The sequence below is a fragment of the Mycolicibacterium gadium genome, assembly GCF_010728925.1.
GTDB lineage: Bacteria > Actinomycetota > Actinomycetes > Mycobacteriales > Mycobacteriaceae > Mycobacterium > Mycobacterium gadium.
Window position 1 is genome coordinate 1,409,105 of the sequence record NZ_AP022608.1, and the last position, 20,803, is coordinate 1,429,907.

Annotated in this window: 27 protein-coding genes; 14 read left to right on the forward strand and 13 right to left on the reverse strand. The window is 65.5% G+C overall.

What is annotated here, in order from left to right:
• Positions 1–11: 11 nt before the first annotated feature.
• From pdxS to G6N36_RS06920, 10 genes are all read right to left on the reverse strand, one after another.
• Positions 12–920: a pyridoxal 5'-phosphate synthase lyase subunit PdxS gene (gene pdxS / locus G6N36_RS06875; protein ID WP_163685816.1), complete on the reverse strand. Its 909-nt coding sequence runs from the start codon at positions 918–920 to the stop codon at positions 12–14.
• Positions 921–987: 67 nt separating this feature from the next.
• The gene (locus G6N36_RS06880) at positions 988–2,019 is read right to left on the reverse strand and encodes an NUDIX hydrolase (protein ID WP_163685817.1); all 1,032 of its coding nucleotides are present in this window, start codon (positions 2,017–2,019) and stop codon (positions 988–990) included.
• Positions 2,016–3,209, reverse strand: coding sequence for a glycosyltransferase family 4 protein (locus G6N36_RS06885; RefSeq protein WP_163685818.1), 1,194 nt, complete (start codon positions 3,207–3,209; stop codon positions 2,016–2,018). The genes G6N36_RS06880 and G6N36_RS06885 overlap by 4 nt, the downstream gene beginning before the upstream one ends.
• Complete coding sequence (locus G6N36_RS06890) at positions 3,209–4,147, reverse strand: phosphatidylinositol mannoside acyltransferase (RefSeq protein ID WP_179964732.1); 939 nt, start codon at positions 4,145–4,147, stop codon at positions 3,209–3,211. Before G6N36_RS06890 ends, G6N36_RS06885 begins: the two co-directional genes overlap by 1 nt.
• Complete coding sequence (pgsA, locus tag G6N36_RS06895; RefSeq protein ID WP_163685819.1) at positions 4,144–4,848, reverse strand: phosphatidylinositol phosphate synthase; 705 nt, start codon at positions 4,846–4,848, stop codon at positions 4,144–4,146. The genes G6N36_RS06890 and pgsA overlap by 4 nt, the downstream gene beginning before the upstream one ends.
• Positions 4,848–5,426, reverse strand: coding sequence for an ATP adenylyltransferase (locus tag G6N36_RS06900; protein WP_163685820.1), 579 nt, complete (start codon positions 5,424–5,426; stop codon positions 4,848–4,850). Before G6N36_RS06900 ends, pgsA begins: the two co-directional genes overlap by 1 nt.
• Entirely contained in the window at positions 5,423–7,477 is a 2,055-nt protein-coding gene (gene thrS / locus G6N36_RS06905) for a threonine--tRNA ligase (RefSeq protein ID WP_163685821.1), read from the reverse strand. Before thrS ends, G6N36_RS06900 begins: the two co-directional genes overlap by 4 nt.
• Before the next feature lie 69 nt (positions 7,478–7,546).
• Positions 7,547–7,981: a TIGR02611 family protein gene (locus G6N36_RS06910; RefSeq protein ID WP_163685822.1), complete on the reverse strand. Its 435-nt coding sequence runs from the start codon at positions 7,979–7,981 to the stop codon at positions 7,547–7,549.
• Positions 7,978–8,607, reverse strand: a complete 630-nt coding sequence (locus tag G6N36_RS06915; protein WP_163685823.1) for a PaaI family thioesterase — start codon at positions 8,605–8,607, stop codon at positions 7,978–7,980. The genes G6N36_RS06910 and G6N36_RS06915 overlap by 4 nt, the downstream gene beginning before the upstream one ends.
• A 47-nt stretch (positions 8,608–8,654) precedes the next feature.
• Entirely contained in the window at positions 8,655–9,503 is an 849-nt protein-coding gene (locus tag G6N36_RS06920) for an aldo/keto reductase (RefSeq protein ID WP_163685824.1), read from the reverse strand.
• Between the two features lie 75 nt (positions 9,504–9,578).
• Here G6N36_RS06920 and G6N36_RS06925 point away from each other — a divergent pair, with 75 nt between their 5' ends.
• The 3 genes from G6N36_RS06925 to G6N36_RS06935 all read left to right on the forward strand — a co-directional run bounded on the left by G6N36_RS06925 (position 9,579) and on the right by G6N36_RS06935 (position 11,944).
• The gene (locus G6N36_RS06925) at positions 9,579–10,076 is read left to right on the forward strand and encodes a DUF1990 domain-containing protein (protein WP_163685825.1); all 498 of its coding nucleotides are present in this window, start codon (positions 9,579–9,581) and stop codon (positions 10,074–10,076) included.
• A gap of 83 nt (positions 10,077–10,159) precedes the next feature.
• Positions 10,160–10,864, forward strand: coding sequence for a GAF and ANTAR domain-containing protein (locus G6N36_RS06930; protein WP_163685826.1), 705 nt, complete (start codon positions 10,160–10,162; stop codon positions 10,862–10,864).
• A 246-nt stretch (positions 10,865–11,110) separates the two neighbouring features.
• Positions 11,111–11,944: a L,D-transpeptidase gene (locus tag G6N36_RS06935; RefSeq protein WP_163685827.1), complete on the forward strand. Its 834-nt coding sequence runs from the start codon at positions 11,111–11,113 to the stop codon at positions 11,942–11,944.
• Between the two features lie 259 nt (positions 11,945–12,203).
• Here G6N36_RS06935 and G6N36_RS06940 read toward each other — a convergent pair whose 3' ends face one another.
• A complete protein-coding gene (locus G6N36_RS06940) occupies positions 12,204–12,686 on the reverse strand; it encodes a hypothetical protein (RefSeq protein ID WP_163685828.1) in 483 nt (160 codons plus the stop codon).
• Positions 12,687–13,045: 359 nt separating this feature from the next.
• Here G6N36_RS06940 and G6N36_RS06945 point away from each other — a divergent pair, with 359 nt between their 5' ends.
• Together G6N36_RS06945 and G6N36_RS06950 are read left to right on the forward strand one after the other, a co-directional pair.
• A complete protein-coding gene (locus tag G6N36_RS06945) occupies positions 13,046–13,456 on the forward strand; it encodes a phage holin family protein (RefSeq protein ID WP_163685829.1) in 411 nt (136 codons plus the stop codon).
• The gene (locus G6N36_RS06950) at positions 13,443–13,745 is read left to right on the forward strand and encodes a DUF3618 domain-containing protein (protein WP_163685830.1); all 303 of its coding nucleotides are present in this window, start codon (positions 13,443–13,445) and stop codon (positions 13,743–13,745) included. The genes G6N36_RS06945 and G6N36_RS06950 overlap by 14 nt, the downstream gene beginning before the upstream one ends.
• Here G6N36_RS06950 and G6N36_RS06955 read toward each other — a convergent pair.
• Positions 13,742–14,053, reverse strand: a complete 312-nt coding sequence (locus G6N36_RS06955) for a hypothetical protein (RefSeq protein ID WP_163685831.1) — start codon at positions 14,051–14,053, stop codon at positions 13,742–13,744. The two genes, G6N36_RS06950 and G6N36_RS06955, sit on opposite strands and share 4 nt — an antisense overlap.
• Positions 14,054–14,302: 249 nt before the next feature.
• Between G6N36_RS06955 and G6N36_RS06960 the strand changes: the two genes are divergently transcribed.
• The 7 genes from G6N36_RS06960 (at position 14,303) to G6N36_RS06990 (ending at position 19,085) form a co-directional block, all read left to right on the forward strand.
• A complete protein-coding gene (locus G6N36_RS06960) occupies positions 14,303–15,463 on the forward strand; it encodes a tyrosine-type recombinase/integrase (protein ID WP_163685832.1) in 1,161 nt (386 codons plus the stop codon).
• Between the two features lie 226 nt (positions 15,464–15,689).
• Positions 15,690–15,899 (forward strand): excisionase family DNA-binding protein, encoded by a 210-nt coding sequence (locus G6N36_RS30315; RefSeq protein WP_163685833.1) that lies wholly within the window; start codon positions 15,690–15,692, stop codon positions 15,897–15,899.
• Between the two features lie 149 nt (positions 15,900–16,048).
• Positions 16,049–16,477, forward strand: a complete 429-nt coding sequence (locus tag G6N36_RS06970) for a hypothetical protein (protein WP_163685834.1) — start codon at positions 16,049–16,051, stop codon at positions 16,475–16,477.
• Between the two features lie 6 nt (positions 16,478–16,483).
• Positions 16,484–17,680, forward strand: coding sequence for an AAA family ATPase (locus tag G6N36_RS06975; RefSeq protein WP_163685835.1), 1,197 nt, complete (start codon positions 16,484–16,486; stop codon positions 17,678–17,680).
• 203 nt (positions 17,681–17,883) lie between these two features.
• Positions 17,884–18,177 (forward strand): hypothetical protein, encoded by a 294-nt coding sequence (locus G6N36_RS06980; RefSeq protein WP_163685836.1) that lies wholly within the window; start codon positions 17,884–17,886, stop codon positions 18,175–18,177.
• A gap of 282 nt (positions 18,178–18,459) precedes the next feature.
• Positions 18,460–18,741: a hypothetical protein gene (locus G6N36_RS06985; protein ID WP_163685837.1), complete on the forward strand. Its 282-nt coding sequence runs from the start codon at positions 18,460–18,462 to the stop codon at positions 18,739–18,741.
• Positions 18,738–19,085 (forward strand): hypothetical protein, encoded by a 348-nt coding sequence (locus tag G6N36_RS06990; protein WP_163685838.1) that lies wholly within the window; start codon positions 18,738–18,740, stop codon positions 19,083–19,085. The genes G6N36_RS06985 and G6N36_RS06990 overlap by 4 nt, the downstream gene beginning before the upstream one ends.
• Positions 19,086–19,228: 143 nt before the next feature.
• Here the strand turns inward: G6N36_RS06990 and G6N36_RS06995 are convergent, their stop codons facing one another.
• A complete protein-coding gene (locus tag G6N36_RS06995) occupies positions 19,229–19,480 on the reverse strand; it encodes a hypothetical protein (protein WP_163685839.1) in 252 nt (83 codons plus the stop codon).
• Between the two features lie 211 nt (positions 19,481–19,691).
• On the opposite strand from G6N36_RS06995, the gene G6N36_RS07000 reads away from it, so the two are divergent.
• Together G6N36_RS07000 and G6N36_RS30320 are read left to right on the forward strand one after the other, a co-directional pair.
• Positions 19,692–20,540, forward strand: coding sequence for a hypothetical protein (locus G6N36_RS07000; RefSeq protein ID WP_163685840.1), 849 nt, complete (start codon positions 19,692–19,694; stop codon positions 20,538–20,540).
• Positions 20,533–20,724 carry an NUMOD4 domain-containing protein gene (locus G6N36_RS30320; protein WP_163685841.1) on the forward strand — a complete coding sequence of 64 codons (192 nt, stop codon included), beginning with the start codon at positions 20,533–20,535 and terminating at the stop codon, positions 20,722–20,724. The genes G6N36_RS07000 and G6N36_RS30320 overlap by 8 nt, the downstream gene beginning before the upstream one ends.
• Positions 20,725–20,803 lie beyond the last annotated feature (79 nt).

A 20,803-nucleotide genomic window follows, 5' to 3' on the forward strand; every position in this document is an offset into this window, starting at 1 on the left:
TCGGATGGTTTCTACCAGCCGCGTTCGGCGAGCCGGTGCGGGGCCGCGACGTCCTCCACGTTGATACCGACCATGGCCTCACCGAGCCCGCGCGACACCTTCGCCAGCACGTCGGGGTCGTCATAGAACGTGGTGGCCTTCACGATCGCGGCGGCCCGACCAGCCGGATCCCCGGACTTGAAGATGCCCGAACCGACGAACACCCCCTCGGCACCGAGCTGCATCATCATCGCCGCGTCGGCCGGGGTCGCGATACCGCCCGCGGTGAACAGCGTGACCGGCAACTTGCCGGCCCGCGCCACCTCGACGACAAGGTCGTAGGGCGCCTGCAATTCCTTTGCCGCGACGAACAACTCGTCCTCGGACAGCGACGTGAGGCGACGGATCGCACCGCCGATCGCGCGCATGTGGGTGGTGGCGTTGGACACATCCCCGGTGCCGGCCTCACCCTTGGAGCGGATCATCGCCGCGCCCTCGGTAATCCGGCGCAACGCCTCACCCAGGTTGGTCGCGCCGCACACGAACGGCACGGTGAACTTCCACTTGTCGACATGGTGGGTGTAATCGGCGGGAGTGAGCACCTCGGACTCGTCGATGTAGTCCACCCCCAGGCTCTGCAAGATCTGCGCCTCGACGAAATGCCCGATACGCACCTTGGCCATCACCGGGATGGTCACCGCGTCGATGATCCCCTCGATCAGATCGGGATCGCTCATCCGCGCGACACCACCCTGGGCCCGAATGTCAGCGGGCACGCGCTCGAGCGCCATGACGGCCACCGCGCCGGCTCCCTCGGCGATGCGCGCCTGCTCAGGCGTGACCACGTCCATGATGACGCCACCCTTGAGCATCTCCGCCATCCCGCGCTTGACCCGGGCGGTTCCGGTTTGGGTCACCGACCCGTTAGGTGCGGTATCCACTGCTATCTCCTCCGAATCGCTACTGATCCAGTCTAATGAGGGCCGCAAATACAAAAGAATCCGCAGATCAACGGATCGATTGCAACTGCCTCCGCGCCATTTCAACCGGGTGATCGGCCAAGCTCGTCGCTTCACCGAGGAGCTCACCCAACTGCAACGGATATACGGTCTCGCCCTTGGCGACCAGCTCGGCGATCATTGTCTCATCGCACCACCGGTGACCATGAATCGTGCGCCGCTCGAGGTCGTTGTGACCGCTTGTCGACGGTTCGAAACGGTCGGTCCGGTAGACGAAGAACTTCTCCTCGCTGTGGATGAGCACGCCGTTGAACTCGAAGACCGCGCCCCGGCGCCACACCGGCCCGATCAGATCGGCGGAGCTGACCCGCAGGCCGGTCTCTTCGGCGATCTCCCGCGCGGCGGCGTCGGCGAGCGCCTCCCCCGGCTCGACCGCGCCGCCGACCGTGAACCACCAGATCGGTGCGTCGGCGACGGCGGGATCGGATCCACGAAACAGCAGTACCGCACCGTCGCGATCGAGCAGTACGACGCGGGCCGAGACCCGCTGGTTGGGCGCGGGCGCCATCTCATCGGATGCCGTCGCACGCTCGGCAATCTCGAAATAGCTTGGTAGCGGCGCGGTTCCACCGAGCCGCAGCACTCTGACCGCAGGGCGCTCGCGCAGGGTGAGGGTGTCGCGGACAGCGTCGTTGTGAAAACGGCGAGCCAGCAGGACCCGCGCCTCTGCGTCGGCCAGCTCGGCGACCAGCGCGTGCGGGAGCGAAGACGGCTCGACCATCGCCAACGCCGAGGACAGCTCGTTCTCGGCAGCCTCACGCCGCTGCCGCGGGGCACGCTCGGCCGCATCGGCCAGCGCTGCCAGTCGCTTACCCGCCGGCGCACCCCCGTAGGAGTCGACGGCCACCGCACGAGCCACCACGGACCGCCGCGCCAGCGCACCGTCGAGGGCCTGCCAGGACAGGTCGCAGCGGACGTGCAACCGGTCCAGCCGGTTGGCGGTTTGATACGCCCAGGCGCCCACCAACAGCAGCACCGCGAGAAGCAGCGCCAGCGCGATCACGAGGATCCAGGTGATCACCTCAATCCCCTGGCCTTTCCTCTGGTACTCGCGAGCCCGGTGCCCGCGGCGGTGCTCGCCGTACCTGCCACGCGAACCTTCGCTCCCGCCCCGGCGACCGTCTCGTAGACGCGCATGATCTGGCGCGCCACCACCGACCAGTCGTAGCGGCGTACCACCTCGGCCGCCGTCTCGACGTAGCGTGCCCGGACCTCGTCGTCCTCCAGTACCTCGATCAGTCCAGCCGCCAATCCGGCCGGGTCGTCGACCGGTACCAGCCGGCCCGCGGTCCCGTCCATCAGCACGCGGCGGAACGCGTCGAGGTCGCTGGCCACCACGGCAGTACCCGCGGCCATCGCCTCGACGAGCACAATGCCGAAGCTCTCTCCCCCCGTGTTGGGCGCGCAGTACACATCCGCACTGCGCAGTGCCGAAGCCTTCGCGGCGTCGTCGACTTGGCCCAGGAACCGCAGATGCTTCGCGAGTTTGCCTGCCGAGCGACGCAACTCCTCCTCTTCGCCGCGGCCGACGATCAGGATCTCGATGTCGCCGAACCGCTCGACCAGGTGCGGCAGGGCGCGCAGCAGCACGGCCATGCCCTTGCGGGGCTCGTCGTACCGCCCCAGGAACAGGACTGACTTGCCTACGCGCGGATAGCCGTCCATCGCCGGCGCCGACGCGAACGAATCGACGTCCAGCCCGTTCGGTATCTCGACGGCGTCGCTGCCGAGTGATTCCATCTGCCAGCGTCGCGCCAGGTCCGACACCGCGATGCGGCCGACGATCTTCTCGTGCATCGGCCGCAGAAACGGCTCGAACACACTGAGCGTCAACGACTTCGTGGTCGAGGTGTGAAAGGTGGCGACGATAGGACCCTCGGCGATGTTCAGTGCCAGCATCGACAGACTCGGCGCATTGGGCTCGTGCAGATGCAACACGTCGAATTCGCCCTGCGCGAGCCACTTCTTGACCATGCGGTGGGTCGCCGGGCCGAAACGCAACCGCGCCACCGATCCGTTGTACGGGATCGGCACCGCCTTACCGCCCGACACCACGTAGTCGGGCAGCGAGCCCTGTGCTCGAGACGACGTCGGCGCCAGCACGCTGACCACGTGGCCGCGGTCGTGCATCACCTCGGCCAGCTGCAACACATGCGACTGCACCCCGCCCGGCACGTCGAACGAGTAGGGGCAGACCATGCCGATGCGCATCAGGTCGCCTCGAGTTTGGCGCGCCGCTCGTCGGAGAGGTCGGCCAGCCACTGCGGCTGCATCATGTGCCAGTCGGCCGGATGCGCGGCGATGTTGCGCTCGAACCGATTCGCCAACGCCTGGGTGACGGCGGTGACGTCGTTGGAGGTGGTGTCGAGCGGCTCCTGCAGGTCGATGACGCAGTCGTCACCGTCGTAGTAGACGTGCGCCGGAATCAGGTGGGCGCCGGTGGTGATCGCCAACTTGGCCGGTCCGGCGGGCAGGCGGGTGGCTTCGCCGAAGAACTCGACCTCGACTCCGGACCGGGTGAGGTCGCGGTCGGACATCAGGCAGACGAGCTTGTTATCGCGTAGCCGATCGGCAAGCAGCTCGAACGGTGGGCGCTCGCCGCCGGACGCCGGAAACACTTCAAAGCCAAGGCTTTCCCGGTACTCGATGAAGCGGCGGTACAACGATTCGGGCTTCAACCGCTCGGCGACCGTCGAGAAGGCGCCGTGCTTCTGGACGAGCCAGACGCCCGCCATATCCCAGTTGCCGCTGTGCGGCAGCGCCATGATCCCGCCGCGACCGGCGTCCAACGCCGCTTGAGGCCGGTGCGTTCCGAGGCTCACTTCGTCCAACCGTCGGGCGACCGCGGCCAGCTCCAGCGTGGGCAGCCGGAATGCCTCGCGCCAATACCGGGCATAGGAAGCAAGTGACGCGCGCATGAGCCCGTCGGGCACCCGCTCGGGCGGTACACCGATCACTCGGGCGAGGTTCTTGCGCAGTTGTTCGGGTCCGCCGCCACGTGCGGCGTAGTACGCGCCGGCCCCGAAGGCGTTGCGCGCCACTATTTCCGGCATCGCACGAACGACCTGCCAGCCTGCGGCGTATCCCCAGTCGGCGACTCTTCCGCTCAGCGATTTGCCCGACATCAGCTCCCACAGGGGTGCCGTCATGACTCATCCCCAGGTCCACCGGCCGGCTGGTGTCCCCCCGACGTCTCCGGTTCGTCACCGTCAGCGCTGGCGGGCTTCGTCAGGCGGTCCATCGCTCCAGGTGAGGTACGCACGCTGTGGACGCGCTGACCCAGGGTGACGAGGCTCAGCACCGCGAGCACCCACATCGCCACATGCAGCAGCCACGGAATACCGAACAGCCCCGAAAGCCCGGCGCCGAGCAGCACGATGATCAGCCGTTCCGGCCGCTCGATCATGCCGCCCTCGGCAGACAACCCGCTGGCCTCGGCGCGTGCCTTGATGTACGAGATCACCTGCGAGGTGACGAGACAGATCAACGTAGCCACCACGAGGGACGTGCTCCGCATGCCGAACGCGGCCCACCACAACAGGCCACAGAAGATCGCTCCGTCGCCAATCCGGTCACAGGTGGCGTCGAGGACAGCGCCGAAACGCGTTCCGCCGCCCCGCTGACGCGCCATGGCACCGTCGAGCATGTCGGCGAGCACGAAGATCCAGACGGTGAAAGCACCCCACCACAGCTGGCCGATCGGGAACAGGGTGAGTGCGCCCAACACCGTCCCCGCGGTGCCGAGGATGGTGATGCTGTCGGGGGTGAGCCCCGCGCGCAGCGCGACCTTGGCAACGGGCCGAGAGAGCTTCTCGTATGCCGCACGCGTCATCAGATACAGATTGCTCATTACTGCTTCGCCCACTCCGTCGCCAGCAGTTCACGCGTTTCGCTCAGCAGCTGAGGGACCACCTTCGCGCCGCCGATGATGGTGATGAAGTTCGCGTCGCCGATCCAACGCGGCACGACGTGCATGTGCAGATGCTCGGCCAGCGACCCGCCCGAGACCTTGCCGAGGTTCAGCCCGACATTGAAGCCCATCGGGTTGGACACACTCTTGATGACACGAATCGCCTTCTGGGTGAACGCCATCAGTTCCGCGCTCTCCGCGTCGGTGAGATCTTCGAGCTCAGATACCCGGCGGTACGGGACGACCATGAGATGCCCCGGGTTGTACGGGTACAGGTTCAGTACCACGTAGACGAGCTCGCCGCGTGCCACCATCAGCCCGTCTTCGTCGGCCATCTTCGGGATGTCGGTAAACGGCTCCGACGGATCGGAACTGTTGCGCCGAAACGGGGACTCGGCGATATAGCTCATTCTGTGCGGGGTCCATAGCCGTTGCAGGTGATCCGGCTCGCCGACGCCGTGGTCGACGATTCTGTGCTCGTCGTCCCGCTCTTCGTGCTGACGCTCGTCACGTGTCACGGCTGGGCGCCCACCTTGACCAGTTCGGCTGTCGGAGTAGCGTTTTGCCGGCTTTCGATCCACTTGGCGATGGCCGCCACCGCCTCGTCGCGTGGCACACCGTTGATCTGCGTACGGTCACCGAAGCGGAAGCTCACCGCGTTGGCTTCGATGTCGCGGTCACCGGCCACGAGCATGAACGGCACCTTCTGGTTGGTGTGGTTCACGATCTTCTTGGCCATCCGGTCGTCGCTGGCGTCGACCTCGGCCCTGACACCGGCCATCTTCAACTGGTTCGCAAGGCCATTGAGGTACGGGATGTGATCGTCGGCGACGGGGATGCCGACCACCTGCACGGGGGCCAGCCACGCCGGAAACGCGCCGGCGTAGTGCTCGGTGAGGACACCGAAGAACCGCTCGATCGAGCCGAACAACGCACGGTGAATGAGCACCGGGCGCTTGCGGGTGCCGTCCGCCGCGGTGTACTCCAGCTCGAAGCGGTCGGGCATGTTGAAGTCGAGCTGGATGGTCGACATCTGCCAGCTTCTGCCCAGCGCGTCCTTGACCTGGACGGAGATCTTGGGTCCGTAGAACGCGGCACCGCCGGGGTCGGGCACCAGATGCAGGCCTGAGGCTTCAGCGACCTCACGCAGCGTCTCGGTGGCCTCGCCCCAGTCCTCGTCGGAGCCGACGTACTTCTCCGGGTCCTTCGTGGAGAGCTCCAGATAGAAGTCATTCAGCCCGTAGTCCGCGAGCAGGTCGAGCACGAACCGAAGCAGCGATGCCAGCTCGTCGCGCATCTGCTCACGGGTGGTGTAGATGTGCGCGTCGTCCTGAGTCATGCCACGGACTCGGGTCAGACCGTGCACCACACCGGACTTCTCGTAGCGGTACACCGAGCCGAATTCGAAGAGCCGCAACGGAAGTTCCCGATACGACCGTCCGCGTGATCGGAAGATCAGGTGGTGCATCGGGCAGTTCATCGGCTTGAGGTAGTAGTCCTGGCCCGGCTTGCGCAGCGTGCCGTCCTCGTCGAACTCGGCGTCCATGTGCATGGGGGGATACATGCCGTCGGCGTACCACTCGAGGTGTCCCGAGGTGATGTAGAGCTGTTCCTTGGTGATATGCGGGGTGTTGACGAACTCGTAGCCTGCCTCGATGTGCTTGCGGCGTGAGTATTCCTCGAGCTCGCGGCGAATGATCCCCCCCTTGGGATGGAAAACCGCCAGCCCCGAACCGATTTCGTCGGGGAAGCTGAACAGGTCCAGCTCCGCACCGAGCTTGCGGTGATCGCGGCGCTGCGCCTCCTCGATGAACTCCAGGTGGCGGTCAAGGGCTTCCTGCGACTCCCACGCCGTGCCGTAGATGCGTTGCAAGCTCGCGTTGTTCTGGTTTCCCCGCCAGTAGGCCGCCGAGCTGCGGGTGAGCTTGAACGCCGGAATGTAACGCGTCGTCGGAATGTGCGGGCCGCGGCACAGATCGCCCCACTCCCGTTCGCGGGTGCGGGGATTGAGATTGTCGTACGCGGTCAGCTCGTCGCCGCCGACCTCCATGACGTCGGGGTCACCGGACTTGTCCTCGATGAGCTCGAGCTTGTACGGCTCGTTCGCAAGTTCCTGGCGCGCTTGTTCTTTGGACTCGTAGACCCGGCGTGAGAAGAGCTGTCCTTCCTTGACGATCTGGCGCATACGCTTTTCCAGCGCTTCGAGATCCTCGGGGGTGAAGGCGCGTGGGACGTCGAAGTCGTAGTAGAAGCCGTCGGTGACGGGGGGTCCGATGCCGAGCTTGGCCTCGGGGAAGATCTCCTGCACGGCCTGGGCCAGCACGTGGGCGGCGGAGTGGCGGATGACGCTGCGCCCATCCTCGGTGTCGGCGGCCACTGGCACGACGTCGACATCGGCGTCGGGAGCCCACGACAGGTCGCGTAACCGCCCCTCCGGGTCGCGCACCACCACCACGGCGGCCGGATCACCACGACCCGGCAGGCCCGCGTCTCGCACCGCCGCGCCCGCGGTGGTCCCGGCAGCGACCCGGATAGGGGCTGCTAGGGCGGGGCTGACGGCGGCGCTCATCAGGTTCTCCAAATGGGTCAGGGTGACGTGGTGGACTGTCGAACGCGACCATGCTATCGGTGCGGGTCCTCAATCCCCCAAGCCAATGGGACTGTTCAGCCAGGGCCAATCGCGACCGAAGAGTTCGGCGGTCCAGTCCGCCGCGCCGAGCAGCCACAGGGTGCCGAAGACAAACAGTGCTGTGATGATGCCGCCGAGGACCTGGACAGACCAATGTCGCTCCTGGAACCAGTCCATGACTTTGTCGTAGCGCTCCTTGGCATACGCCAGCAGCCGTCCGGCCCATTCGAATTCGGTCGCAAGGATGCCGAGCCCGATGAAGACGATTGCCCAGCCCGGACCCGGGTACGGGATTGCGACGATGCCGACGGCGAAGACCACCAGACCGACGACCCCGACGGCGATGCGGTAGACGAAATCGACGCGGGGACGCTCGCGCAGCTTGTCGCGCCAGCGCGCCCATCGTCTGGCGCGGCTCGGCCGTTCCTGTTCGTCCTGTTTCACGGCTGGCCCGGTTTCAGCCTCACGAACAGCGCGTGTGATTCCGCGAGTACGTCATCACCGTCGAGTAGCCTGCCCGACACGAAGATCTTGCGGTCCACGATGTCGTCGATGCGGGCATCGACTCCGAAGTCCTTCTCGACGAGCGCGATCTTGCGGTAGTCGACGTGCAGAAACGCGGTGCGCTGGGCTCGGCTACCGCTGAGCGTGAACGCGGTGTATCCCAGTAGCCCGTCGAAAAGCTGCGCAACGGCGCCACCGTGGGCGGCGCCGTTGCGGCCGAGGTGGAAGCGGCGGAACCTCGCCGTGCCCTCGATCCGTCCGTCATCTGTTGTGTGCAGGTCCAGGGGAATCGCGAGCAGGTTGCCACGGTTGGGCAGGTCCATGCGGCGCCCCGAGGGCGAGGCCCACTCGTCGGCGTAATAGGGCGCCAGTAGTTGGGTGACCTTCTCAACGAGGGCAGCGGCCTCGGTGATCACGTCGTCGGGCGCGTCGGCGGCGCGGGCGTGGTCCTGCAGGGTGCGGACGGCATCGACGAACCGGCCGTAATCGGGTCCACCCTTGGTGGTGGGGACCGGCGGATTGAATCCGCCGCCGGGGTGCTCACCCGAGGGATGATCGGTCGTCACACCGACCACCGTATTGCCTGGTTCACGGTCAGGCCGGATTGCCCGGGTCAGGCCGAAGCAGACCCGGCATTGCTGAGCGTCTCGAACTCCTCGCCGGACAGTTCGATACCCGCGGCCGCAACGTTCTCCTCGAGATGGGCGACTTTTGACGTGCCGGGGATGGGCAGCATCACCGGCGACCGCTTGAGCAGCCAGGCCAGGGCGAGTTGCGACGCCGTCGCATCGTGATCGGCCGCGATGCGCTGCAGCGGACCGTCGGCAGCGGCCAGCGGCCCGGCAGCGAGCGGGAACCACGGAATGAAGCCGATGTTCTGGGATTCGCACGCCTCGAGGACGGGTTCGGCGGATCGGACCGTGAGGTTGTACATGTTCTGTACCGACACGATCGTCGCGACCTTCTGGGCGGCTGCGAGCTGGTCGACATTCACCTCGGACAGCCCGATGTGACGGATCTTGCCCTCCTGCTGCAGCTTCACCAATTCGCCGACCTGGTCCTCGGCGGGGAACTTGTCGTCGATGCGGTGCAGCTGGAAGAGGTCGATGGTGTCTACGCCGAGGCGGCGCAGGCTCATCTCGCATTCCTGGCGCAGGTACGCCGGGAAGCCGAGTACAGGCCATTCGTCGGGTCCGGTGCGCAGCAGACCGGCCTTGGTCGCGACGACGAGGCCGTCCGGGTACGGGTGCAGCGCTTCCTTGATCAGCTCCTCGGACACGTACGGACCGTAGGAGTCGGCGGTATCGATGAAGTTCACGCCGAGCTCGACAAGGCGGCGCAGCACGCGGATGCATTCGTCGCGATCATCGGGCGGACCCCACACGCCCTTGCCCGTCAGCCGCATCGCGCCGAATCCCAGACGATTGACGGTGAGGTCGCCGCCAATGGTGAAGGTGGTCATGATTGGCACGGTACGCCGAGATTGTTAATCCCCGGCTCATGCGTGTGCCCACCCGAGCGATAGCGTCTGGCCGCAATGAAGCTGAGCGATCTTTCCGCCCTGCCGTTGACCTATTCAGAGGTCGGTGCCACCGCAGGACCACTGCCGGCCGGATACCACCACGTGCAGAAGACGGCGGTGATCGGCCGGGGCCGCCGGCGGTTCGACGACGCCGCAGCCAACGGGATGCGGTGGGGGATGTTGCGTGGCGCCGGCGTCAGGGTCCAGGCGACGACGGACGTCGCCGCTGTGGGATCGGAGGTGATCGTGGGCCTGGGCCCGGTGCGGGCGCCGTGCCGGGTCGTTTACGTCGTCGACGAACCCGAAGGCCGTGGTTTCGCATACGGCACGCTGCCCGGCCACCCCGAATCCGGCGAGGAGCTGTTCCTCGTGCGCTACGACCCCGCCGGCGAGACGGTGTTCGCCGTGGTCACGGCCTTCTCCCGACACGCCACGTGGTGGAGCCGGCTGGCATCGCCTGTCACGTCGCTGGTGCAGGCGGCCGTCACGACGCGCTATTTGCATGCCCTGTGACAGCCGGCCTGGCGATCGTTGTCACCCGGCGCGTCCACCACGCGTAATCTGGTAAAACCCATCAAGTTTGCGGACGGTGAACGTTGAACAATCCAACCCAGGTAGAAGCGACCCACCTGCGTATTGCTGAGCTCGTCCAGAGCCTGCACGGCCGCTCGGATGCGGACTCAGACACCGTGGTCGCCGAGCTGGCAGAGCACGCCGCCGTGCAGATTCCGGGCGCGCAATACGCCGGCATCACCCTCACGCGCAACGGGAAGCACATCGAAACCCCGGCGGCGACACACATCTATCCGATGTTGTTAGACAAGATCCAGCAGCGGCATCAAGAGGGCCCCTGCCTCACCGCGGCGTGGGAGGAGAAGACCGTCCATGTCGCCAACCTCGAGACCGACGATCGTTTTCCGCTCTACCGGCAGGACGCGCTTGCCGAGACCCCGATCAAGTCGATCATGGCTTTCCAGTTGTTCATCGCCGGCGAGACGATAGGGGCTCTCAACGTTTACAGCGAGGCACCGAACGTCTTCGACAGCGAATCGCGCAACATCGGCTTGGTCTTCGCCGCGCACTCGTCGGTCGCCTGGAACTCGGCGCGCCGCGACGAGCAGTTCAAGAGGGCGTTGTCCAGCCGCGACGTCATCGGTCAGGCGAAGGGCATGATCATGGAGCGTTACGACGTCGACGCGGTGCGGGCGTTCGAGCTGCTGCGCAAGTTATCTCAGGATTCCAATGTGCCGCTGATCAGGGTCGCCACCGAACTCGTCGCCGACAAAACCGCCGCCGAGTAACGTCGCAGTACCGTCTCGGTATCGTCGCGGGAAGGTCTCAGTCGACCGGATCGGCAGCGGTTGATCGAAACCCGTTGTGCGACTTTGCCCATCAATTTCCCTCGTAGTTTGCTCGGTCTGCTCGCCGTTGCGCAAGCGTGACGAACCGGTGACCGAATTGCGAAGGCGGGCCTGAGCTTCGAATTGCCTTGACAGCCCTACGATCACTAATTGACAAGGTTGTAATTTCAACAGGAATCGGAAGCCATGCGTGGGGTTGTTCGGTGTTTTCTTGCCGCAGTCGTGACGACTGCGAGCGTGGTTGCGGGGCCGACCGCGTCGAGCTCGGCGGCCAGCCAGTCGTATCGACCCGCCATCGCGTCGGTGCAGCCCGCAACAGACGCGGTAGTGGGTATCGCCCACCCCGTCGTGGTGACGTTCAAGACGCCGGTTGCCGACCGGCGGGCAGCCGAGCGCACCCTCGACATCAAGTCGACGCCTGCCATGACCGGCAAGTATGAATGGCTGGAAAGCACTGTGGTGCAGTGGGTTCCGGATGGATTCTGGCCGGCGCACAGCACCGTGTCGCTGACGATGCGCGGCGGTCTGGCCACGACGACCTTCAGGACCGGGCCCGCCGTCATCGGCGTCGCCAACATCTCGGACCACACCTTCACCGTCACGATCGACGGCGTCGACGCACCTCAACTTCCATCTCCCCACCACCGGCCCCGCTGGGGAGAACCGGGCGTGTTCCCCGCCTCGATGGGTAGGGAGAAGTATCCGACGCCGGTCGGCACCTTCGCCGTCATGAGCAAGGAACGCGATGTGCAAATGGATTCGAGCAGCGTCGGCATCCCCGTCGACTCCCCCGACGGCTATCTGCTCGACGTGGAATATGCCGTCCGCTTCACCCAGCGCGGCCTCTTCGTGCATTCAGCGCCGTGGGCCGTCAATTCAATGGGCTACGAGAATGTCAGCCACGGCTGTATCGGACTGAGTACCGAGGACGCCGAGTGGTACTTCAACACTGTCAACGTCGGTGATCCGATCATCGTGCGGGAGAACAGCATCGAAGTTCCCCGGACGATATCGGGCTGACGAGTCTGCGCGTTCGAATCGTTGTAGGCGCACCAACACCGGGGGTAACTCCTCGACCACGCGGGCTTGTCGGCGCGTAGTGCTCTGGGCCGCATCACGCTGGACCCGCGAGATGGATTCTGAAGCGTCACATGACAATCGACGACCGCTGCCTTACGTGGATTCATGCACAGCAGCGGTGCACCCATGCATTCAGGTGAGCATGCAAAACAACGACCCGTCCCCACGCGGTGGGGACGGGTCGTCGCGGAAAGCAGAGTCAGTGCCCGGTGGGGCCAGGCGCGATTGGCTGACCGGCCACCGGCGCTCCGGCCGGCGCCGGGCCGGTCGACTCACCCTTACCGCCGGCCGCACCGCCCATAGTGGTCAGCGGCGCAAGTGGAGCACCCGCCGCAATCGGCGCTCCGATCGGAGCGAGCGGCACCGGTGGAACCAACGGCGGAACCAAAGGGGGCACCAGCGGCGGGGGGACAATCGGCGGAACCAGCGGTGGGGGAACTATCGGCGGCGCCAGTGGAGGCCCGGGGAGGGCCATCGGTACCCCCGCCATCTCGGTGACTGGAGCGCACGCGGGCGCCGCGGCAGCTGCGGGAGCTGCAGGAACCGGGCCGGCCTCACCTGCCGACGTCTCGAGGCATTCGTAGCCGCCAGCTGCCGCAATGCCGGGGCTCAATGCAATAGCGACACCACACAACCCCCCGACAGCAATTACTTTGAGGTCGAATCGATCAAAGATCGCCATCGCCCATCGACTCCTTTATTCGCACTCTGACATTCCGCATTCACGTGGTGCGGCACAACCCGTGCCGTACCAGGGCCGTCGTTGGACGACCTCGTCAATTATCTGTACGAAGGACGCCGGCGGGACACGCCGCACCGTGCCGTATCCAAATGGTGACGTACTACTTCCAAACGGTGATGTTCCGCGTCGCTGGGCACCGGAATTACTGCGCCCGTTGAGGTTTCGCCACACATATCGAGATGCAGTGGTGATCAGTCTGTGCCCGAAATGTGTCCTGCCGCCAGCAAGCGATAGGTAGGCGTTTCAAAGCCGCACGCGCGGGCATCTCTGTGGGATCGAGCGAGAAAGGAGCTGAAACCATGACAGTTGAATCCAACCCCGCCACGGAGGCGTCGACTGGCGAGTTGTTGAGTCAGTTGTCGGCGCAGACTTCGCGGTTGGTCCGCGACGAGTTGCGGTTGGCGCAAAAGGAATTCCAAGAGTCAGCAAAGCACGCCGGTATCGGTGCCGGGCTTTTCAGCCTCGCAGGTCTACTCGCCCTTCTGGGCTTCATGACCCTGATCGCCGCGGCTGTGGCCGCGCTGGCGCTGGTTTTGCCGGTGTGGGCCGCAGCGGTCATCGTCGCAGCAGTGCTGTTCGTCGTCGCAGGCGTCGCGGCTCTGGTGGCTCGACGCGAGGCGGGCGAGGTCACCCCGGCAGCGCCGAAGACGGTCGAGACCGTGAAAGCCGACATCGAGGAAGTGAAGGAAGCACGCCATGGCCGCACCTGACCCCAATCGTCCCGAGCCAGGTCCCGACGCGGGCATCGAGGACATCGAGGCTGATGCCGAACAGACACGCAAGGAACTCGGCGAAACCATCGAGGCCCTGGCCGACAAGCTTGACGTCAAGGGGCGTGTCAAAGACAAAGCATCAGAGACCAAGGAACAGGTCGTCGAGAGGGCCGACGCGGTACGGCACACCGTCACCGACGACCCGAAGCGAACGGTGCCGATCGCAGCGGTCGCCTTGATCGGCGTGCTGGCGGTGGGATTCGTGGTCTGGCGGCGGCGCCACTAGGTGCGCTTGTCGGGCAACTCAGGCGCCGGCACCTCGGCCTGCCACCGTGCGCGGCGGTGTTCGTCATCCTGCTCCCACCATGGCGGAGAGCCGCGCTCCCCCAACGCAACTTTCGCGGCCTGCACACCCGCCCGGGCCACCGACTCCTCCGTCGTTCCCTTGGTTCGGCGCACCTCGCGGCGCCACGCCATCAGAATCTGCACCAGCTCGGCCCGCCGCCCTTCCGGTATCAGCGGGTCGGTTGCTCGCCACCGGCGCCCGCCGATGACGATGTAGCGCCCGTCGTCGGTGATCGTCGGTTCGCCCACGTGGCGATCGTATGGTTTCGGGCCCGGTGGCGGTTCGTCACGGCAATGCGCATATTGCTTGTGGTCCCGACTGGGATCGAACCAGGCAGGACCGGCGTTCCGCTCAGGTGCCTGACCAGCAAAAAAGATAGCTTCACGTGCAGATACACAACACGCCCGACATGGACGTGAATGGACGCCAGACCCCCGCTGAGTATGCTGATTTGGCACGTATTTGGCACGAACCCCCGTCCCGACTGGGAGGAAACCATGACAGCAGCGGCAGGACGCGACAAACGTTCGTTCGGCAGCATCCGGCGGCTCCCGTCGAAGCGGTATCAGGTGCGGTTCACGGCCCCGGACGGCAGCTATGTCACGGCCCCGGCGACCTTCGCGGCCCGCATCGACGCCGAAGCGTATTTGGCTGACCGGCGCCGCGAGATTGACGCCAAGCTGTGGAACGCCAGCGCGGCCGCCGTCGCCAAGCCCAACCGCATCACTTTCGGTGCCTATGCCGCGCAATGGCTCGCCGACCGGCAGATCGGCGGTCGCCCGATCAAGGCCCGCACCCGCGCCCACTACCGCGCCATCCTTGATCGTGAACTGCTACCCGCGTTCGGTGACCGGCCACTGTCGGCGATCACACCCGCCGATGTGCGCGCCTGGTACGGCAAGACACTCGTCAACCACCCCACGATGCGCTCACACACCTACAGCCTCTTGAAGACGATCCTCGCGACGGCCATGAACGACGAACTGATCGACGCCAGTCCGTGCCGCATCCCCGGCGCGGGCACCGCGAAACGCGCACACACCATCCGCCCGGCCAGCGTTTCCGAGATTGAAGCGATCACCGCGAAAATGCCCGACCGGCTCGCGCTGGCTGTGACTTGCGCGTCTTGGCTGGCGATGCGACAGGGCGAAATCCTTGAATTGCGCCGCAAAGATGTCGACCTCGACGCCGGTATCGTCCGCATCCGCCGCGCGGTGGTGCGCGTCGGCGGCCGCCTACAGGCCGACACCCCGAAATCGGCCGCCGGGGTTCGCGACGTCGCCATCCCCCCGCACCTGATCGACAGGTTCCGCGACCACCTGGTGATGCACACCAGACCCGGCGACAATGCGCTGCTGTTCCCGTCCGGAGCCGACGCCGCCCGCTACCTACAGGTCAAAGCCCTCTACGTAGATTTCCACCGTGCCCGCGCCGAAGCAGGCCGCCCCGATCTCCGCTGGCACGACATGAGGCACAGCGGCCTCGTGCTCGCGGCGTTGTCTGGCGCGACACTGGCTGAGTTAATGGGCCGCGCAGGGCATTCCACACCGGGCGCGGCGATGCGGTATCAGCATGTGGCGCAGGGGCGTGATGCCGAAGTGGCTGCGGCGCTGTCCAAGCTCGCAGCCGTCGACACGCCAAGACAACGCGTTGAGTGACCCCGGCGGACGGCACGGGTACCCTGACCCCCAGGGTGGACAGGATCGATCCAACCTCCGACAACTGAACACAGCAGCTAGCTCCGAATAGGGCGTCCAGGCGGCGCGAATAGGAGCGAACGGCAGAGTCTCCCAGGCGGAGAACACCGAGCGGCACCCATAGCCCCCTGAGGGGTTGTGAGTTGCGCTGGTGTTCTCCATCTTTCGTTTCCAGGGAGAAATCGCTGTGCCCACGTCCTCTAAAGCGCCGCCCGCCGGAGATGTTGACATCGCCGGTGCCGCTGCGGAACTGAACACGTCTGAGAAGTTCGTCCGGCGTCGTATCGCTGACCTCACGCTGCCCGCCTACAGAATCAAAGGCTCGCGTCTCATCCGGATTCGACGCGCAGACCTTGAAGCGCTCAAGCAGCCAGTCGGCGGCGCGGTGTCATCGTGACCGGCCGCAACGGCGGGGGGCCGCCGCATAGAGAAGGCCCCGGACAGGAAACCGGGGCCACTCCAAAACACCGCGCCAACGGATGCCCCCACGATAACCGATCAGGGCGACAGTTCCCCCCAGTCGGACCGCATCCGACGACCGGCATCATGTTTCTCGGTTCTCTGCTGTGGTCTGAACCTGTCGACGCCGCCGCAGTGCTCGACCTCGTCAACGACGACGACATGGCAACGCCGTCGCTGTCGGCTCTGGTCGGTGCGGTGCGCAGATTGGTCAGTGCCGGTACACCGGCAGGCCCGCAGCTTGTTCTCGACGCGGTACGCCGTGAAGGCACACTCAAGCACTTCGCAGCCAAAGCCCTTGCAGACGCGGCGACGAGTGGTGCTCAGCCGATGGCGGCGCGTGAGTATGCCGCTGCGGTGCTGTCTGAGTCGCTACGACGCCGAATCGAAAGCGCCGGGCGGGCTTTGGTGAGTGCGGCTACCGATGCCGCTGAGGTCGAATTAGCGCCGTTGGTGTCGAAGGTGACCGTCGCGTGCCTCGACTGCGCAGCACGGCTAGACGAGTTGCGGGGGTGAATCGTCGTGGGTGACAACAACTTGTTCGATGACCCGGTGTTCGGCACCGTGACGGAGCCGCCGCCCGGCGTCGATGAGCACCGCAACGGCGTCGAAGTGGTCGACCCGTACGACGGTGTGCCACTACCGCCACTTGACGAGCCGCCCGACGATGAACAGGGGGCCGCGACGATCCCACCGCCACCCGACGACGACGGCCACCCTACAGGCGAACGGAACGGACAGGGCAGGTCCGAAACCTCCGACAAGGCACCCGCATTAGCCGATCTGTTGCTCACCCGGTCCGCGCTTCGAACACTGCCAGACCCCGCACCGTTGATCGGCAATGTGCTCGACCAAGGGACCTGCGCACTTCTCTACGGACACCGTGGCACCCTCAAATCGTTCATCACCTTCGACTGGGCTGCCAGCGTCGCCACAGGCCGACCGTGGCAGGGCAGAACCACCGAGAAGCGCCGGGTCCTGTACGTCGCTGCCGAAGGAGCGTTCGGATTCAAGGGGCGTGTCGACGCCTGGGAACGGGGCTGGCAGACCAGCATCGGCGATGAGGACTTCGATCTTCTGCCGCGTCCGGTCAACCTCATGGACATTCGCGAGGTGAGAAATCTTGGTGCGCTGATCGAATGGGGCGGCTACAGCTTCATCACCATCGACACCCTGGCGCGCTGCACGGTCGGCGGAGATGAAAACTCCGCCAAGGACAGCGGGATCGTGATTGACCGGCTCTATTGGCTCCTCGACAAGACGCCGGGCCGTCGCGGTGTGGTGGGAGGTGTGCATCACACCGGCAAGGATGGCAAGACGCTTCGCGGATCGTCGGCCTACGAAGCCGGGGTCGACACCGTCTATTCCGTGATCCGCGACGGCGGCGTGGTCACCCTCAACCGGGAGAAGCGCAAAGACGGTCCCGAGGCAGACCGTCACGAACTAAAACTCGACCTCATTGACGGCTCCGGGAGCGGCACGATTTCGGCCGTAAAACTCGCCACCTGGGGGGTGGCGAGTACGGAGCGCGCACAGACCCTTCTCGCCACCTTCCTCCAACATTTCGCCACCACCGGAGCGTCGAAAACCGAGCTACGGAAGGTGTCCGATCTGACAGATGGCACCTTCTACCGCGCGGTCGGTGACCTGCTGCGATCCGGCGATCTCATCAACGATGGAACCGATCAGCGACCGTTCTATAAGGCGGTCGTGAAATGAATCTCGCCACCTCTCGCCACTTTCTCGCCACCCCAGGCCACAAACTCGCCACCACCCCCCCTCTCTTAGGGGGTGGCGAGTGGCGAGTGGGCGAAGTGCCCGGAGTCCGCAACGCGTGCTGTTACAGCAGTCCAACAGCAGTCGAGCGGACAGGACACCCAAGCGGGGCAAATGCCACACCTGCGGAGAAGGGAACCACCAACATGACTCAGAAAACCAACGTGCTTGTCCTCACCGACACCCCCGACCGGATCGACTACGCGAAGCTGCAAGCCGGATGGAAGCTGGCCCGTGACACCGGCACTGCCGTGATCCTGCATAACGTCTGCCATGAGTGCCCGTCGATCACTACGGTGCCGCCGGCACCGGCCGGACAGTCCGGCCGCGTCACCTTTGAACACGAGGACTGGTGTCCCGTCCTGGCGCACCATCAAGGCCGACAACTGACACCGGCCGAGCAGCGCCGCCACCGTCGATACATGGACGGCCGCGAATGAGTCGCTTCCCTTGGGGTGATGGTCCCGCCCCACCTCAGTCATGCCACCGCTGCGGTCGCACTATCGGTAAACGCCGCCTCCACGGCCTATTCGAGGGCGGCCTGCTGCTCTGCACAAAGTGCTCGGTCCTCTCGGAGGGCAGCAAGTCGCTTCACACCGAGTACTACCCGGAATGCCCCCACGACTGGCACGACATGTACAGACAGGGCGGCCGTGCCGAATCAGCGTCGGTCATCCCGGCGACCCGTGCGGGCTGCACCGCACAGCCGAACGGAGCGACCGATGACCACGGCTGATCGGATCGACATCGACCGCTTGAACGCCGCGCAGCCGTTCGCAGAAGCCCTCGGCTGCCCCGTCGTGGTGCGCAACGCGTGCCGCGACTGTCCCGCCATCGCGACGGTCCCGCCACCGCCGGGCCGCGTCAAGTTCGAACACGCGATCTGGTGTCCGGTCCTCGCCGCGAGTCAGAGCCGCCGGTTGACACTCGTCCAGCGCAAGCAGGCCGCCCGTTGGAAGACCACGGGCGTCGACACTCTCGACCGTCGCGGACAGAAGCGGTGAAGCGACCGCACGATGCTGCGACCGAGTTGGCGCGCGTCATCAACGGATCGTTGGAGCTCACGGCCGCCGGGATCGCCATCCTGATAGACGTTCACCCGACCGCCGTCCAGAACTGGATGCGGCTCCATCCCGACGCAAAACCGCACGACCTCCCTGCCGGATGGCAACAGTCTGGCCGCCGCCGATCCAACGAGGCCCAGGCCCACACCGGCAGCCTCAACGTCACTGACGCCCTCGCGTATTGGGCCGACCGTGACCTCGGAATGGACGTGGAGCTAGACCCCGAAACCGGAGGCTTGTGGCTGATCAACGAAACACCTGCGGACGGGGGCGGCCCCGCATGACGGGTCCGCCAGTGCCACCGGTGCAGGTGTGGCCGGGCGTCCTGGTCGTGTCGGGTTCAGCACTCGCAGACTTGTATTTTCTGGTGTCGAGTGGTGTCCGCGCTGCGGCGCGGAACGGGAAGGTAGACAGCAGATTTGAAGGTTTACGTCGAGCGATACGAGACGCCGACGTGTCGCCTACGCGCCAACGCGACACCGGTTCGGAGCCCGATTCTGCAAACTGTCCGGGTGATGGAGACATCGCGGAACCCATCGGCACCGGCAAGGCGGCAGCCCTGCTCGGTATCGGAACGCGCACTATGCAGCGGCGAGCCCAGCAGGGCTTCTTTGGTGGTCGCCGGGTCGGTGGCCGGTGGGTGTTCGACAAAGCTCTCGTCGTCGCCGAAGCTGCGCACCGTAAACAAGTTTGAGAGAAGGGTTGACCATCATGGCAATTGACGATTCGTACCCGGAGGCGTGGCGGCCGCGAGGCACAGCGAAACCCGCACCTGAGTCTGAGTCTCCGGCGCGGGCGCTGGTCCTGGCCGTCGAGTCCTACATCGCCGCTCTTACCGATGACCAAGCGGCTGACCTGTGGGCACGTACCCGACCGGAAGGACGATAACCATGGCGATGAATGCTGGCGCGTCCCTACCCGCCGCCCGTCAACTCTGTGAGCAAGTCGCCGCCGCCGGTGGCGTCGTCCCACCCGTGCTCACCCAACTGCTCGACGCGGTGACGCTGCTCGCCGAGCATCCCGCACCCCGCGATCCGGTGAAACCAATCGTCGCCGCAGCGGCCGCCGGTGAACTCACCGATGAGACGCTGACCGAACTGTTGGCCGCAGCCGCTAGGGATGCCGCCGCCGCCGACTACAGAGGTTCGATCCGTGCCCGTGTCGAGACCGCAGTCCTCGACCGCTTCCACCGTGCGCTAGTAGCCGGTGCAGCGGATGAAATTCTCGACAGTCTGCGCGAATCATTCACGGAGGCAGCAACACAACTCACAGACGCCCTCGCGACCGTCGACACGAGCGTAGATCCTCGCCAATTGGCGGATCAGGGCACCGCCGAAGAGTTGGCCGCATACCGTTCGATCCGCCCGGCCGTGCAACGCCTTGATGAGATCGCCTCCCTCGCAGCACTTTTCGGTCCGCGCAGTATCTCGTGGGCGGTGATCGACCAGCCCGACGTGATCGAAATGCGAGGCGTGGTCGATGAGGCGTTGATGACGACCGACAGCGACCTCATGCAGGCCGGGGCGGCGTTCCGAGCGCGGAGAAGCGACATACGGTCAAGCCCCTGGTTGAGGCTGACACCCCGTCTAAACAGCATCTCCCAGGCGAAAGAGCGGCTACGCCAGTTCGCCGAAACCGCTTGGGACGAACTGAACGCGAACCCGCCCGCCACGTTCGATGAGCGGGGTAACACGGTGCCGATACCCCGAACCAACCCGTACGAGGCTGTCGATGCCTGAACAGATCGCGTTCGACTACGACACAGAGGAACAGTGGCGGCCGATACCAGGGTGGGAGGGCTACTACGAGGCGTCCGACATGGGCAGGATTCAGTCAGTCGAGCGCACAGCGCGAATCAGGGGCGGAGGGACACGCACAGTGCCCGCCCAGATTCTCAAACTCCGTACGAGCTTAAGGCGGTGAGTTAGCCATCCCCGCAATTGCCGACGTGTACGTCAATATTCTGCCGTCGACTGAGAGAGTTGCCAGTGGCATACGTTCG